Source organism: Lysinibacillus sp. FSL W7-1291 (assembly GCF_038593415.1).
GTDB classification, from domain to species: Bacteria; Bacillota; Bacilli; order Bacillales_A; family Planococcaceae; genus Lysinibacillus; species Lysinibacillus fusiformis_D.
Genome location: NZ_CP151994.1, coordinates 1,732,340 through 1,746,874, shown reverse-complemented (window position 1 = coordinate 1,746,874; position 14,535 = coordinate 1,732,340). Strand labels below are relative to the sequence as shown.

Annotated in this window: 13 protein-coding genes and 1 riboswitch; of the genes, 3 read left to right on the top strand and 10 right to left on the bottom strand. The window is 38.9% G+C overall.

The window, feature by feature from the left end:
• Positions 1 to 25 precede the first annotated feature (25 nt).
• A complete protein-coding gene (locus NST76_RS08320) occupies positions 26 to 364 on the top strand; it encodes a hypothetical protein (RefSeq protein ID WP_271912919.1) in 339 nt (112 codons plus the stop codon).
• A 294-nt stretch (positions 365 to 658) separates the two neighbouring features.
• Here NST76_RS08320 and NST76_RS08315 read toward each other — a convergent pair whose 3' ends face one another.
• From NST76_RS08315 to NST76_RS08285, 7 genes are all read right to left on the bottom strand, one after another.
• Positions 659 to 1,273: an HD domain-containing protein gene (locus tag NST76_RS08315; protein WP_036121558.1), complete on the bottom strand. Its 615-nt coding sequence runs from the start codon at positions 1,271 to 1,273 to the stop codon at positions 659 to 661.
• Between the two features lie 705 nt (positions 1,274 to 1,978).
• Positions 1,979 to 3,022 (bottom strand): DUF917 family protein, encoded by a 1,044-nt coding sequence (locus NST76_RS08310; protein ID WP_342544960.1) that lies wholly within the window; start codon positions 3,020 to 3,022, stop codon positions 1,979 to 1,981.
• 14 nt (positions 3,023 to 3,036) lie between these two features.
• The gene (locus tag NST76_RS08305) at positions 3,037 to 4,611 is read right to left on the bottom strand and encodes an OPT/YSL family transporter (RefSeq protein WP_036123027.1); all 1,575 of its coding nucleotides are present in this window, start codon (positions 4,609 to 4,611) and stop codon (positions 3,037 to 3,039) included.
• Between the two features lie 22 nt (positions 4,612 to 4,633).
• Positions 4,634 to 5,386 (bottom strand): IclR family transcriptional regulator, encoded by a 753-nt coding sequence (locus NST76_RS08300; RefSeq protein WP_036123024.1) that lies wholly within the window; start codon positions 5,384 to 5,386, stop codon positions 4,634 to 4,636.
• 11 nt (positions 5,387 to 5,397) lie between these two features.
• A complete protein-coding gene (locus NST76_RS08295) occupies positions 5,398 to 7,074 on the bottom strand; it encodes a hydantoinase B/oxoprolinase family protein (protein ID WP_342544959.1) in 1,677 nt (558 codons plus the stop codon).
• 3 nt (positions 7,075 to 7,077) lie between these two features.
• On the bottom strand, positions 7,078 to 9,114 hold the full coding sequence (locus NST76_RS08290) for a hydantoinase/oxoprolinase family protein (protein ID WP_342544957.1): 2,037 nt from the start codon (positions 9,112 to 9,114) through the stop codon (positions 7,078 to 7,080).
• A 491-nt stretch (positions 9,115 to 9,605) separates the two neighbouring features.
• Positions 9,606 to 11,285, bottom strand: coding sequence for a formate--tetrahydrofolate ligase (locus tag NST76_RS08285; protein ID WP_089932530.1), 1,680 nt, complete (start codon positions 11,283 to 11,285; stop codon positions 9,606 to 9,608).
• Between the two features lie 212 nt (positions 11,286 to 11,497).
• Here NST76_RS08285 and NST76_RS08280 point away from each other — a divergent pair, with 212 nt between their 5' ends.
• The gene (locus tag NST76_RS08280; protein ID WP_004269397.1) at positions 11,498 to 11,698 is read left to right on the top strand and encodes a cold-shock protein; all 201 of its coding nucleotides are present in this window, start codon (positions 11,498 to 11,500) and stop codon (positions 11,696 to 11,698) included.
• Positions 11,699 to 11,802: 104 nt separating this feature from the next.
• On the opposite strand, the gene NST76_RS08275 is transcribed toward NST76_RS08280, so the two are convergent.
• A complete protein-coding gene (locus tag NST76_RS08275; RefSeq protein WP_036123010.1) occupies positions 11,803 to 12,588 on the bottom strand; it encodes a VOC family protein in 786 nt (261 codons plus the stop codon).
• A 158-nt stretch (positions 12,589 to 12,746) separates the two neighbouring features.
• On the opposite strand from NST76_RS08275, the gene NST76_RS08270 reads away from it, so the two are divergent.
• A complete protein-coding gene (locus NST76_RS08270; protein WP_036123007.1) occupies positions 12,747 to 13,232 on the top strand; it encodes a flavin reductase family protein in 486 nt (161 codons plus the stop codon).
• An 82-nt stretch (positions 13,233 to 13,314) separates the two neighbouring features.
• On the opposite strand, the gene NST76_RS08265 is transcribed toward NST76_RS08270, so the two are convergent.
• Both NST76_RS08265 and NST76_RS08260 read right to left on the bottom strand, forming a co-directional pair.
• Complete coding sequence (locus NST76_RS08265) at positions 13,315 to 13,470, bottom strand: YezD family protein (protein WP_080717081.1); 156 nt, start codon at positions 13,468 to 13,470, stop codon at positions 13,315 to 13,317.
• Between the two features lie 69 nt (positions 13,471 to 13,539).
• A riboswitch (SAM riboswitch) is annotated at positions 13,540 to 13,636 on the bottom strand.
• Positions 13,637 to 13,845: 209 nt separating this feature from the next.
• Entirely contained in the window at positions 13,846 to 14,520 is a 675-nt protein-coding gene (locus NST76_RS08260; protein WP_036123004.1) for a phosphopantothenoylcysteine decarboxylase, read from the bottom strand.
• Positions 14,521 to 14,535 lie beyond the last annotated feature (15 nt).

Sequence of the window (14,535 nt, the reverse complement as noted above, 5' to 3'; positions counted from 1 at the left end):
TGAATCACAAAAAGTGTATCGATTAATGAGCGAATTAGGCATCCAATCCATCATCCGTAAGAAACGTCGCGTGTGGAAAAATCAAGTATCACGTACATTTGACAATGTGTTAGAACGCCAATTTAAAGACCGTGCAAAGAATGAAGTATTCGTCACAGACATTACGTATTTACCGACAGAAACAGGCTTTCTATATCTGTCTGCCATTCAAGATTTAAACAACAACGAAATTGTGGCTTGGCAAGTAGGCAAATGGAATGATTTACAGCTGATGATGGACACATTAAGCGGGTTAACAACAAAAAGAAATGTGTTATCGAAGCATCATCCACTCAGATCAAGGCTTTCAATACACATCCCTTAAATATCATCAAACAATTGAACAACTTGGCATGATTGGCAGCCATTCCCGCAAAGGTAATTGCCACGATAACACCTGCATTGAATCATTCTTCTCACACTTTAAAAGAGAATGTTTGTATCTTTTACAAGATCATTCTGAAGAGGAAATGATCCGAGCTGTTGAACAGTATAACTATAAACGCTTCCAAAAACTACTCAACCATCTGACACCGATAGAATATCGACATCAGATAGCTGCTTAGTCTTTTTAAAACAGTCTACTTGACAGGGGTAAATTCAAAGGCGGTTCTTTGTGCTATTGACCGATTTCGTGCTGTAATTGCTTTAAAAAGCTTTCCATAAATTGATGACGCTCTAAGGCCATTTGCTTGCCCTTTTCTGTCACCATTAAATCTTTTAGTAGTAGTAATTTCTCATAAAAATGCGTAACAGATGCAGTATTTTTTTGACGATATTCTGACTCAGACATATTTGTACGTGCATCTTCGTCCTTATCATATAGCTTGCGACCTTTTGCTCCACCGTAAGCAAATGTTCTAGCGATGCCAATAGCCCCAATCGCATCTAAACGATCAGCATCTCGAACAATTTTTGCTTCCAATGAGGTTGCTTCTAGCTCATTTCCACCATTAAACGACACTTGTGCGATACAGTCTCGAATATGCCGCTTTTTTTCCTCGCTAACAGGTAACTCTGCAATAAGCTGTTCTTCCTGTTCCTTGCTATCAGTATACTTTTTGTCACTAACATCATGCAAAAGCACCGCTATTTTGACCACCTCAACATCTGCTGTAGGCTCGGTATGTAAGATAGCTAATGCGTTTTGATAAACGCGTTCAATATGTTGAAAATCATGACTAGCATCAAATTGTGCATAGACTTCACGTACTTTATTCATTAAATGATCCATCATGTACTCTCATTCCTTTCCTATAAGATTATACTGTACTTTTTCGAGTAAAAGGTAATGTAGTAAAATAAAAAAACAACATCATTTCAATTGACAAATTTTTCTGAATATTATATGATAAACGTACAGAACAATCTATTTGTTCTGTATCTCATATTTTTTTAGTCGTGTACAACAGCTATGTGTTTGACAAATGGAACATCAACTTCAGCGGGCTTACAATTGAATAACCTGTTTTAAAGATGACGTGCGTATTGAAAACCAATCATCTAAACAAATAAAAGTGAACACTTTCCCTTAGAAATTCTTTGTTTAACCCGCATAGCCATATGTACATGCCAAAAAATATGAACAACAAGTTAGTTTGATGCATGACCAAAAGGATTTCACTAGATGTAGCAAAAGTGAATTGTTTTTTATTAATGGTTGTTACCTTCTTCTAGTCAATTATTTGAGTATGTATGAACGTAGCTCCTCCCATTAATGAAAATCGTGCACGATCCTTGTTTACAGCTTGTGAACACCATGTTCAATGAGTTGTGCTCATTAGAATGAAAAACATGTAAGCCATAAATGTATGAAGCGATAAAGGAAGTAGGAACAATTTTGATAAAAAGTATGACCCTCCCGCTGAAGGACAAATAAAAGCTGCCCATCTTACAATCAAGTAGATGATGGCAGCTTTTACTGTTTTGTCTTTTTTCTTTACAGTACGTCTTGAATGATTGCATCAATTTCCTGTAAAAGGGCTTCATTTTGCATCGTTGAACTTAATTTCAAATTAGCTTGGTCTACGTGGATTACTGCTACATGCATCCCCTCTTGAATACTTGCGCTTGGCACAGGAATCATTTTTTCGATATCGAATGTCATAATGAGATCTGGAAATTTCGATTGCACCTGTCCTTCCTTCGATAACGTCATATATTCATTCCAGAAAGTTAGGTGATAATCACCAACTGCTAATTTCCCAACATCAAAGCCATTTTCCTTCGTTAATGAATATTTCTTTACTGTACCTGAAACGATGTGTACCCCATTCAATTGCTGTAAAACATGAGCTAATTTTTCTTCAAAAGTTTGTCCCTTTAAAAAGCCATAGCCAAGCTCAATGGCCATTGTGATGGCATTTGGTGCACCATGCTTCTGTAGATAGTCAATCGTCACTGGATTTCTTGTTACGCCTACAAGCCCACCCGCTAAAATAGAGGCTTGACGTGCTGTTTTTGCCGTATTGTGTAAAGTTCCTTCCACAAAGCCTTGAACTGCAAAATGAGCTTTTCCTCCTGCGTAAAATTGTACGGATTGATAATTTGGTTGTTCATGTAGATTTAAAGAACCCATAATACCTGTCGGATGTGCTCGACCATTACAAGGAGCGTCAACGACTGGGACATTTAATAGGACCGACTGTAACCAGCCATTAATCGACGTATTGGCACCATTTTCATTCGTAATGATGCCCTTCAGACGTTGATCGCAATAGTGATTCATACTATGGTAGCTCCAACAAAGCTGCTCGCTAGAAATGTATTGATCGGCTGCTGATGGTGCGCCGACCATTGCTACACATGCCACTAAGTCCTCATGATTTAATTCAGAGATATCCATTAATTGAGGTGTCCCAGCAGCAAAGATTTCCTCCACTAGCTTGAGCCCTTCCTCTAGGAGACCACCTCCGCCACCACCAAGGATTGCTCCTCCATAAACTGCAGCAATCCCATCCTCATATGATAATACTTTTGCCATTTCCTTACTCCTTTCTATTTCCCTATTTTTAGAATAGAAGAGAAGAAGCTATACAACGCATCTCCAGCAATGACACCCGCTGCAAAGACCGTCATTTCAGATTCTCTCTTGCCTTTCGTCATATACGTGAAAATAACACGAAGCAAGATACCCACTAATACAGCCCAACCAGCAATCGGGTTAATCAGTAATAAACCAGTAGCAAACAGGATACCCATTTGTCGTTTTGAACCACCTATTAATTGAATCAATGCACCAGGAATCGCCCAAATCATTAATTGTTTCGCTACATCGCCTGTAACACCTGATTGAATTGTCGCTGCATAGACATGATTCACAGGTGCTACTAAACCTTGTGCAAAATAAGATTTATAGGAAAGTAGAACAACTACTGCTGAAATCGAGAAGGCTAACATACCCGCAATCATTTGCTGCTTGCGTCCTTCTTTTTCTAAAGCTGGGTCACTACCATTTCCACGTAAAATGAAACCTGTTTTCAAATCATAGCCCATATCGGCAAATGCTACCCCCGTAGCGGCACTATAGCCTGCTAATAAAGCAAGTGCTGGTGCTGGGAAACCTATTAAAATACCAACAATTAGTGTAATAAATGCCACTGCAAATGCTGGGAACCAACCTGCATGCATCGCTGCAATACCAACGATTAGCTCATGGACAAATGCTGCAATTGTTGCGAAAATGATGAAGCCTATTAACATACCGAATGACATATGTGTAATTATTCCGCCTAAAAGGGCGATTAATAATGCAATGACTAAATAAGCAATAAAACCTACACCAAAACCTTGGCGAATTTCTTTAGCATCTTTTGAATAGCTTAACTCTTCTGACTTTTTAGCAGAGCGTTTATTCATTAACGTAAATGCTACTTGGAAAAGAGCCACAATTCCGGCACCAATCATAATACCATGTGGAATATAATAGGCATTTAAATCAACATTAAATAATTGAACAGAATAGCCTCTTAGTAAAAGACCAATTCCAAACATCGTCAGCGCCCAAATATTGCCGATGAACGCCACCCCAAAAGCTGACATTGGAATTTTAAGAACAGCTCCCACGATACCGATTAATACACCACCAACTAATACCTTTGCATTTTTACCGCCTTTATCGCCAGCTTTAATAGCTTCAGCAGTTGCAATCCCTGGTGGCCAAGTACCTGCTGCGGGGAAAATCTTTGTATCAAAAAATTTATATAATAATAAAGCATCAACAAACATCGCTAAAATAACACCGATAAATAATGGTAAAACTAAATTTTCATAACCTAAAACGTATGGAATACCGATTGGCAGCATTAAGCTACTTGCTGCACTAAATGTAGCCGATGAAATCGCCGTTTGAATAATATTTTGTCTGTGCACGGATTTGAATGCAATGAGCTTTCCTATTGGTATTCTTCCGAGAATCATCGCAAATATTGCCCCAACGATCGATGTATTAGCAGAAATCCCTAAAGTTGTAATCAGTTGAATCCCAATAATAGCCCCAACGACAGATGTTAAGACGATCATTAGTAACGTTACAGGCTCTAAAGCCCTAGGATGTAATACTTTATTATTCATAGTGACAGCTCCCCTATTGTTGTTATAGTTTTGAAATGTGTGATTGTATTTGCTGAGCTACTTTCACTAACTGTTCAAGCATATATTTCTCCCTTTGATCATTTAAATCATATACCAAACCAGAAATTGTAAGAGATGCGATGATTTCTTTTTTATAGTTAAATAATGGTACACTGATGCCAAATGCATGTTCATTATACTCCCCAACCGTTCCACACCAGTTGTTGCGACGGATTTGCTGCAGCTCTCCCTTTAATGATTCAAGGTAGGACTTATGTTCTTCTTTCGATTGTTCCTCTTGAAAGAAGGCTATTAATTCGAGCTGTCTGTTCTCCTCTAAATAGGCAAACATCACCTTACAGGAGGCACCGATGTAAAGGGGTGTCTTCGTTCCTAAAGACACCGCATACTTTACATTTTTATTGCTTTCGGCTATTTTTGTTGTGACACCATATTCATTGTCCATATAAGTAAGAAATACTGATTCATTCATTTCACTAGCAAGATTTTGCATTAATTCATAAATGGTCGAGTGTGGGTCTTTTGAATTCGATAGCACATCATAAAAAAGGTACATTTTGTAACCTAATTTATATTTTTTAGTGTATTCATCCTGTATTAAATAACCCGCTTCTGTAAATGTATTAATGGTTCTTTGCACAACACTTGTCGGCAACTTCATCATGCGTGAAATTTCACGAACACCTAATGCGTTTTCTGTCGTAGCAAAGCATTCTAGTATATCCAATGAGTTTTTTAATGTCTTGACAGTCATTTATTTCTCCCTTAAGCGTTTTGATAAGCGTATTGCTTTCTCGCCACTTCTTCAGAAATATATTCATTTAATAAATCACGTTCAATGGCTTCCGTGCTTCTTTCTAATGGATTGCCGTAACCACCGCCAGTTGCTGTAACAAGCTCAATACGGTCTCCTTTTTGCAATTCATAATTGGCAAGTACACCTACTGGTCCAACCTTCGTTCCATCCTTTTTATGAACGATTAAATAGTTGTGAGAGCCTTCCCCACCACCATTTAAACCGAATGGCGCAAATTGATGTCTGCCTAGGTTCACAGAAACCTTTTGACCATCATGATTGACTGTATAGACACGACGTACACCTAAGCCACCCCTAAATTGACCGACACCAGCACCATCGCAGTTTAAACTATATTCGTCAATTTGAATACCGTATTTTGTTTCTGCAATTTCCACAGGAAGGTTATAGGTTTCACCATCTCCCATGCAGTATTGCCCACTTTGACCATCATCATCATTTGCTGCTCCCCAACCACCAACAGATGGTTCAACAATTAGGAACGACTCATCATTTTCAGGGTTTTTACCTGTTAAGATAAATGTACAAACGGACTGTAAATGCCCTGCCGATAATCTTTCTGGCAAATGCGGTGCAAGAGCTTTCCAAATTAAATCCGCAGCCCCAATACGCGCCTCAAAGTTCATGGATACAGGATGTGGACGTTTAGCGGAAACAATCGAATTTTCATCTGTGATAATCGTTAAGCGTTTAAAGACACCCTCGTTAATTACATCAATATCGCCAAGTAAAGCTAAGAACATAACGCGCACACTTGCCATTAAACCAAATTGTGAACAGTTCACTGGCACATTGACCGCAGGATGCGAGCCTCTAAAATCACAAATAAATTCTTCATCACTAATCGTTACTTTCACTTTAATTGGATAGGGTCCGCCCTTTAATGGATCCCCTTCAATAAAGTCTTCCGCATAAAATTCACCTTTTGGTAAATGTTGAAGCTCAAGCTCTACAATTTTCTCCCCCTTGTCCAATAATCTTTGAATGGACAATTTCACCGATTCAGCACCAAACTTCTGACAAAGCTCTGCAATGCGTTTTTCACCTGTTTTTAAGGCTGCCACTTGTGCAAACATATCGCCAATTGAAAGCTCTGGTAAACGAACGTTCGTTGCTATAATTTCATAGACCGCCTCGTTCAACTCCCCTTTATGATAAAGTTTGACACCCGGTAGCTGTAAACCTTCCTGATAGATTTCATTAGAATTACTTGTAAACGAACCTGGGTCCATCCCTCCTACCTCTGTCCAGTGTGCTTTATTGGCAGAGTAAGCAATAATTTCACCTTTATAAAAAATCGGTAATACTAAGCCCACATCCGATAAATGCGATCCACCCCCAACATATGGGTCGTTAATAATAATGACATCGCCTTCATGCAACTTTCCATTATCGAATTTTTCAATAACACGTTGCACCATTGGACTTAGCATCCCAATAAAGCTTGTGACACCATTCCCTTGGCTAATTAAATTACCTTTGGCATCCGTTAAACCACAAGCGTAGTCTAATACTTCATAAATAACTGGGCTCATGGATGAACGTGCTAGAGCCACAAACATTTCGTCCCCTATGGCTAGCAATGAATCTTGAATAATTTCTACTGCAAAAACGTCTTTTTTCATGTTTTATTTCCCCTCCATCTCTACAATCAAATTGCCATATTTATCAATTTCAATGGATTGCTTGTCATTGATTACGACCGTAGATGTTGGATTTTCCACAATAGCAGGACCTGCAATGACATAACCTGGTACGAGCTTTTGTTGATCGTAGACATTGACCTCTACCCAACCTGTTCCCTTCACATATAAATTACGCTGTGCTTTGATACATGTGGAAGCGTCGACCTGTGAGAAGTCTAGTTCCTTAAACTGAACTGCCTCATCTTTTCCGTAGATTGTAAGATGTAAATTGACTAACTCAATGGGCGTAGCTGGTAAATCAAATGAAAACTCTTGTTTATGTTTAACATGGAAATCCTCCGCTAATTCGCGTAGCCCCTCTTCTGTAATCGTGCTAGTCGATGCGTTCAATTTCACTGCATGCTCTTGTCCTTTGTATCGTAAATCATAATTAATCTCAAAATAATAATGATCCTTTGATAAAGGGGCATCCGCATAGGCATTGGCAATCGCCTGATCAATATTTTCTTGAATTGCCGCAAGATGGTTGGCATCAAAGCTCATTAAACTTGTTTGAATATAATCTTGTCGGTATTCTGTCATCATCATACCTAATGCTGAAAAGACGGAAGAACCATATGGAATAATCACTTTTTTCATACCTAATTCTTCTGCTAGGTTAATCGCATGTAGTGGGCCACCACCACCGAATGCTACCATTGTGAAGTCTTCTGGATCATAGCCTTTACGAATCGAAATCAACTTCAGTGCATTTAACATATTAGAGTTCGCAATATCTAAAATACCTTGAGCCGCTTCTTCTGCCGTTACATTAAACGGTTTCGCAATGGCTTCCACTAGAGCCTCCTCTACTTTGTCAATGGATACTGGATTATCAAAGTTTTCTAATGATAATCTTCCTAAATACACATTTGCATCGGTAATCGTCGGCTGTGTATTGCCTAAGCCATATGCCACTGGCCCTGGATTTGCACCAGCAGAATCTGGACCAACCTTTAACGAGCCAAATGGATCTACACGTGCAATGGAACCGCCGCCATTACCGATTTCAACAATATCCACTACAGGCGTTTTAATTGGATAACCCGCAAATTTTTCATTTCTTTCGATATAGTAATCTGTTGTCACATTTACTTTGCCATCTGTAATAAGGGAGCATTTTGCCGTCGTCCCACCAACATCGAACGCAATAATATTCGATTCATTGAGTAGCTGCCCTAATTTGGCTGCCCCAAACATCCCCGCAACAGGACCAGATTCCACTAAATTGATCGGTAGCTCCATTGCTTTATCAAAGCTTGTCGTCCCACCATTTGATTGCATAATTTTTAAATGGTCTGTAATACCGATCGTACTTAATTTTTCTTTTAAGCTTTTTAAATAGGCATGGGCAATCGGCTTTACATAAGAATTCAACACCGTTGTATTCGTTCTTTCATACTCACGATATTCTTTAATGGTTTCACTTGAAAGTGTGATATACACCTCAGGCCAAATTTTTAAAATTTCCTCTTTTAGCTGTTGTTCATGAATAGGGTTTTTATAGCCGTGAATGAATGAAATGGCAATCGCCTCAACACCCAATTTTTTAAATTTACGAACGATTTCATCGACTTCTTCGGTGTTAAGCGCTTTCATAATATTTCCTTTAAAATCGATGCGTTCATCCATTTCCTGTCGTAAGTAACGTTCTACAAATGGTTGTGGCTTTTTATATTTAAAGTTATATAAGTCCGGTCGATTCCCACGTGCAATTTCTATGACGTCACGGAAGCCTTTAGTTGTAATTAACCCAACTACGCCCCCTTTTCTTTCCGTTAATGTATTGATAATAACCGTTGAACCATGAATAAATGATTCAATCAGAGATTCTTCTGTAACATGTCGTCCTAATACATTTAATATGCCATCCTCAAAGTGACCAGGTGTTGTATGTCCCTTATCAAAATGAAGATTTCCTTTTTCATCTGTGAAAACTAAGTCGGTAAAAGTACCGCCAATATCTGTTGCGATTTTCAAGACTGCATCCCTCCGTGTTCCTATTATCGGAACAGTGTTCCGAATTAGAATTAAGTAAATTATATTTAAAAGAAAAAGAAAATTCAATGTATTTTTTAAATAAAAATTCATTTGACAATTAATCTGCGTTGTAAAAATCCGCTCTATCTTTCCAAAATCAGAGAACTATTAATAAAAAATGCCAAACACATTTATATAAGGAAAGTTCTCATGATTTTTTTGCAACATAAAAAAGATCCTAGTTTTCACTAGAATCTTAAAATCTTTTAAAAAAAATTAATTTTTATGAATTTTCACTCATGTAGTAGATGAAGAAATCAACTAAAATTTCACATTTATGCCATGCTTGAATTATAGATAGACGATGAGTCGTGCGGAAAATAAATAGTAGTTCTCTTCCAAATTATGCAGAGAGCATCTAGGAACCAAGTTTTCCCCTTTATCCATTAAAAAAAGCTGCCCATTTAAGTTGGGCAGCTTTAAAGAAGTTATTAGAATAATCCTACCGCATGGCCTTCATTATCAACATTCATGCGAAGGGCAGCTGGAGTTTTAGGTAGTCCTGGCATGGTCATAATATCGCCTGTCAGACAAACGAGGAAGCCTGCACCAAGCTTTGGAATAACTTCACGAATTGTGATCGTAAAGCCTTCTGGTCGACCGAGTAAACTTGGTTGGTCGGATAAAGAATACTGTGTTTTCGCCATACAAACTGGCAGAGAGTCCCAGCCAAATTTTTCGATTTGAGCAATTTGTTTTTTGGCTTGATCAGTGAATTGTACATCTTTTCCGCCATATACCTTTTGCACAATCGTACGCACTTTTTCTTCAATGGACTCCGTTACATCATATAAAGGAGAGAAGTTGTTTTCTTCTTCAAGCACAGCTAATACTTGTTCAGCTAGCGCTAATCCGCCTTTCCCGCCCTCTTCCCAGACATTTGTACGGGCAATACGAACTTGATTTTCCTGACACCAGTTCAGAACAGCCTCTAGCTCCGCCTCTGAGTCTGTAATAAAACGATTTAACGCAATAATCGGTTCAACACCAAATGTACGTACCGTATCAACATGCTTAGCTAAGTTTTCAATTCCTTGTAGCAGGGCATTCACATTTTCGTCAACAAGTGCCGTTTTCGGTACACCACCATGCATTTTTAAGGCACGAATCGTTGCTACGATAACGACTGCACTTGGTTTAAAGCCCGCTTTACGTGCTTTAATATTCATAAATTTTTCAGCACCTAAATCGGAGCCAAAGCCCGCTTCTGTTACGACAATGTCCGCTAGCTTGCGAGCAGTTTGTGTCGCCATAATGGAATTACAGCCGTGGGCAATATTAGCAAATGGACCACCATGTATAATAGCTGGTGTTCCTTCTAATGTTTGAACTAAGTTTGGCTTGAAGGCATCTTTCAATAATAATGTTAAGGCACCTTCTACTTGTAAATCACGTACAAAGACAGGCTCACGCTCAAATGTATAGCCAACCACGATACTAGCTATGCGTTCACGTAAATCCTCAATACTTGTCGCTAAACAGAACACCGCCATAATTTCGGAGGCCACTGTAATATCAAAGCCGTCCTCGCGCGGCATGCCCTGAACAGGGCCACCTAATCCCACAACTACTTTACGAAGGGCACGATCATTTAAGTCCATCACACGCTTCCAAATAATGCGTCGTGGATCAATGTTTAATGCATTTCCTTGATGGATATGATTATCAATGAATGCGGATAAAGCATTGTTGGCTGTTGTAATCGCATGAAGGTCGCCAGTGAAATGTAAATTAATATCCTCCATTGGTACAACCTGTGCGTAGCCGCCGCCAGTTGCCCCGCCTTTTACGCCCATAACTGGACCCAATGACGGTTCACGTAAAGCGACCATTACTTTCTTATTTAATTGATGAAGAGCATCTGCTAGTCCTACAGTAACCGTCGACTTCCCTTCACCTGCTGGTGTTGGACTAATAGCTGAAACTAGCACAACCTTTGCGTCCTCACCCTGAGCTGTAATTTTTAAAGGATCAATTTTTGCTTTGTAGCGTCCATACTGCTCAAGAGCATCCTCTGGAATACCCGCAGCATTGGCAATTTCCGTAATCGGTTTGATTACTGCTTGACTAGCGATTTCTAAATCTGATAATGGTTGATTTTTCGTTGTCATTTGGCATCCTACTTTCTATGTTGTTCATTTCCATTATAGTCTTAATTGTGAAAAAAAAGAAAGCCAGATACACAAGCATTTCGACAATCAATTGACATCTTTGTTCAATTCATGTATGTTCTAAGAGAAAATGCAATTTTTCACATTTTCTCAATGATAGCACAACTTAGTTAACTTTATTTTACATTCAAGCGCATTGGAGGCGAATGCTTATGCAACAGGGGATCGTAAAGTGGTTCAATAATGAAAAGGGTTATGGCTTTATTGAATGTGATGATGGAGAAGATGTATTTGTACATTTTACGGGCATCCAGGAGGAAGGCTTCCGTACACTTGAAGAAGGTCAGAAGGTGTCATTTGATGTTGTGGAAGGCAATCGAGGACCCCAGGCATCAAATGTTGTAAAATTATAAGCTCCAAAATTGAAAGTGGATGAGGTAGATGAATAGTGCTCAATCCGCTTTTTGACATGTTTGCACATAAAAATCCACTTCAACTGTTGAAGTGGATTTTTAATTTATCTATTAATCCAATAAAAAGCACCTGGACAAACTAATGTTTCCTTTGTTCGGTGTGGATCTTTCAATGTTACACCGATGGGTCCTTCTTTTAAATGCCCTAGCGTCATGGCAGATGCTGCCGCCTCCTCATAAAAATCCAAGCGCATATTTGGTAGCTGTAGTGACACAAATTGCTCATGCTGCTCAGAATCAGGTAGCTGTAATACCTTTTGCCAAAGCTGAACCGTCTCCTCCACATCCTTGACAAAAAACTGAATAGATTCCATTGTGATGGCTTGATTTTCATCGATTGCACCACTAGCTTTTAATTGTGCCAAACGTTCCTCATCTTCATCTGCCCATTCAATTAAGAATGGAAAATCCAATGAAAGATTGGGCATGCCAAAATGCAATAGCTTCCATTCTAGTGTCGTGCCATCTGGTCTTGTTCGGCTACAAGCATCGGGACCATATACTTCAAAGCCCAATGCACGCAATCGTTGACCCTCGTCTTCAATATTTTTGGTGCGCAAGGCAATTCGTGAAAATCCTTGGCGCTCACGATCACGTTTAAACGTATAATGTAGGGAATAAGGGTACAAAGCCGCTTGCTCAAATAAATCACGATCATAAATAGCGATTTGTTCAATATAGCTTAAGCCAAAATAGCTTAGCGTATTATAAGTCCCCCACATCGTGTGTTGACCACCGTTCACTGTACGGACATTTCGTTTATTGAAGAAAACCTTTATATTTTCTGGTGATTCTACTTGATGTACCAGATGATCAAAATATAAAGTCATGGCAATTCCCCTTTCTTTCCCCCATTAGCTTTACCTGGATGTTTAATTGATTTAAAATTTACTTAAGAAAAGGAGTTACTATATGGTATGAAAAAAAGTGCAATTTACCTACTAACTCCGTTAACTAATTTATGACTAACTATAAAGAGGTGATTTGAATGACAGATCAAGTAGCTGCTTTTAAATTGGCATTAGGTAACTATCCTACAGGTGTAACGGTTGTGACAGCATGTCATGAAACGAATCCAATTGGCTTAACAGTCAATTCTTTTGCATCTGTTTCCATTGACCCACTACTTATTTTATGGTCACTTGATAAAAAATCTCAGCTCCATTCTTACTTTATGGGTGCGGAAAAATTCGCTGTCAATATTTTAGCGAGTAATCAAGAGCATTTATGTACATTATTTGCAAGTAAAGTCCCGGATCGCTTTGCTCAAGCTAAATGGTCTACTTCTACTTTTGGGCTACCGATTTTACATGATACAGCAGCTATTTTACAATGTAAATCATTTCAGCAAATAGATGCAGGCGATCATACTATTTTTATTGGGCAAGTGCTAGACATTACAAATTCTCAAAAAGAACCCCTTCTCTATCATCGTCGTCATATCGGTCCAATTCCAAAAAGCTTTTATAGCTAATTTCCATAAAAAAGAGCCACTTGTAAGCAATGGAAACCATGCTTATTAGTGGCCTTTTCACATCGTTCAACTGAAATGAGCATTATTTCTTCTGTGGAAATCTCTGCTTTTCAAGCCTATTAATTTGCACAATCACACCATCTTGAATCGTAATATTCACTTCACCAAATTCAAGATTTTGAATTGCCTTAGCAATTGCCTCTAATTTTTTATCATCTACCTTTGCCGATTGAGCCATACGATACACCCCCTCTTTATTCTCCTAGTTGTACAAAAGAGGCCAACGCATCAAACCGATTGATAGCCCCTCCTATCTCTCAGACACCATCTGTTGGACTTGGCACCTATCTTCTCGGTTGCCGAGGCTTCATGGGGCCAAGTCCCTCCACCTCTCTTGATAAGAGTACTGCGTTTCTTGAAAATAATTCTATAATTCTGTTAACCGAATGTCAATATAAAATATTAGAAAACCTAGTTGAATACTTTGTAATAGCATCCTCTCTGTTACAATTCACTCATAATCCTATCGTATTGTATGCTATGTCAGTCTATCTAACCACAATGGCAAAGAAAAAACTGTGTAGAAGTATGACCTTCTCCACAGTTCATCACGTTATTCCCTATGCAAACATTCCATTAAAGTTTGTGCTGTCTGTTGCTTGCCCATCACCTTAATTGGTTGTCCCTCAGCAGGCACGATCCAATGAGGCTCATCCCCGCCATATAAAGACTGCGAGCTATTTGCAACCATAAATTGAGCATGCGCGGCTTCCATACGCAGTCTTGCACGAGCGAGTAAAAAATCCTCATCATTTGTAGCTTCTAGCTTAAAGCCCACTAGCGTTACATTCGGTTGCCAGCCCTTGATTTGCCCTAATACTTTTGGTGCCTTTTTAAAATGGATAATAGGTGGTTCGTCAGAAGGCATTTTCCCCGCTTCCTCCATTAAATTACCGGATTGATCATAAACCTTGTCAATAACCCAATCGGAGCCAGCAGCAGCCATAATAACAATATCGACTTGTTGTAGCTGAACCGCATGACGTACCTTTTCTCCTAAATCCTCAATACCTTCAAATTTTACCAATGTCATTTTGTCGTGATTTGCTGGAAGCTGTGCAAAGTAGCCATGCATATATATTACATTCGCACCCTTAGCCAATGCGGCCTCTGCTAAATAACAGCCCATTGTCCCTTTTGATAAATTCGTGTGCCCTCGTACACGATCCCATTTTTCAAGTGTTCCCCCACTTGTAATGAGTACGGTTTTGCCTTGTAATGTCCCCATACACTCACCTATTTT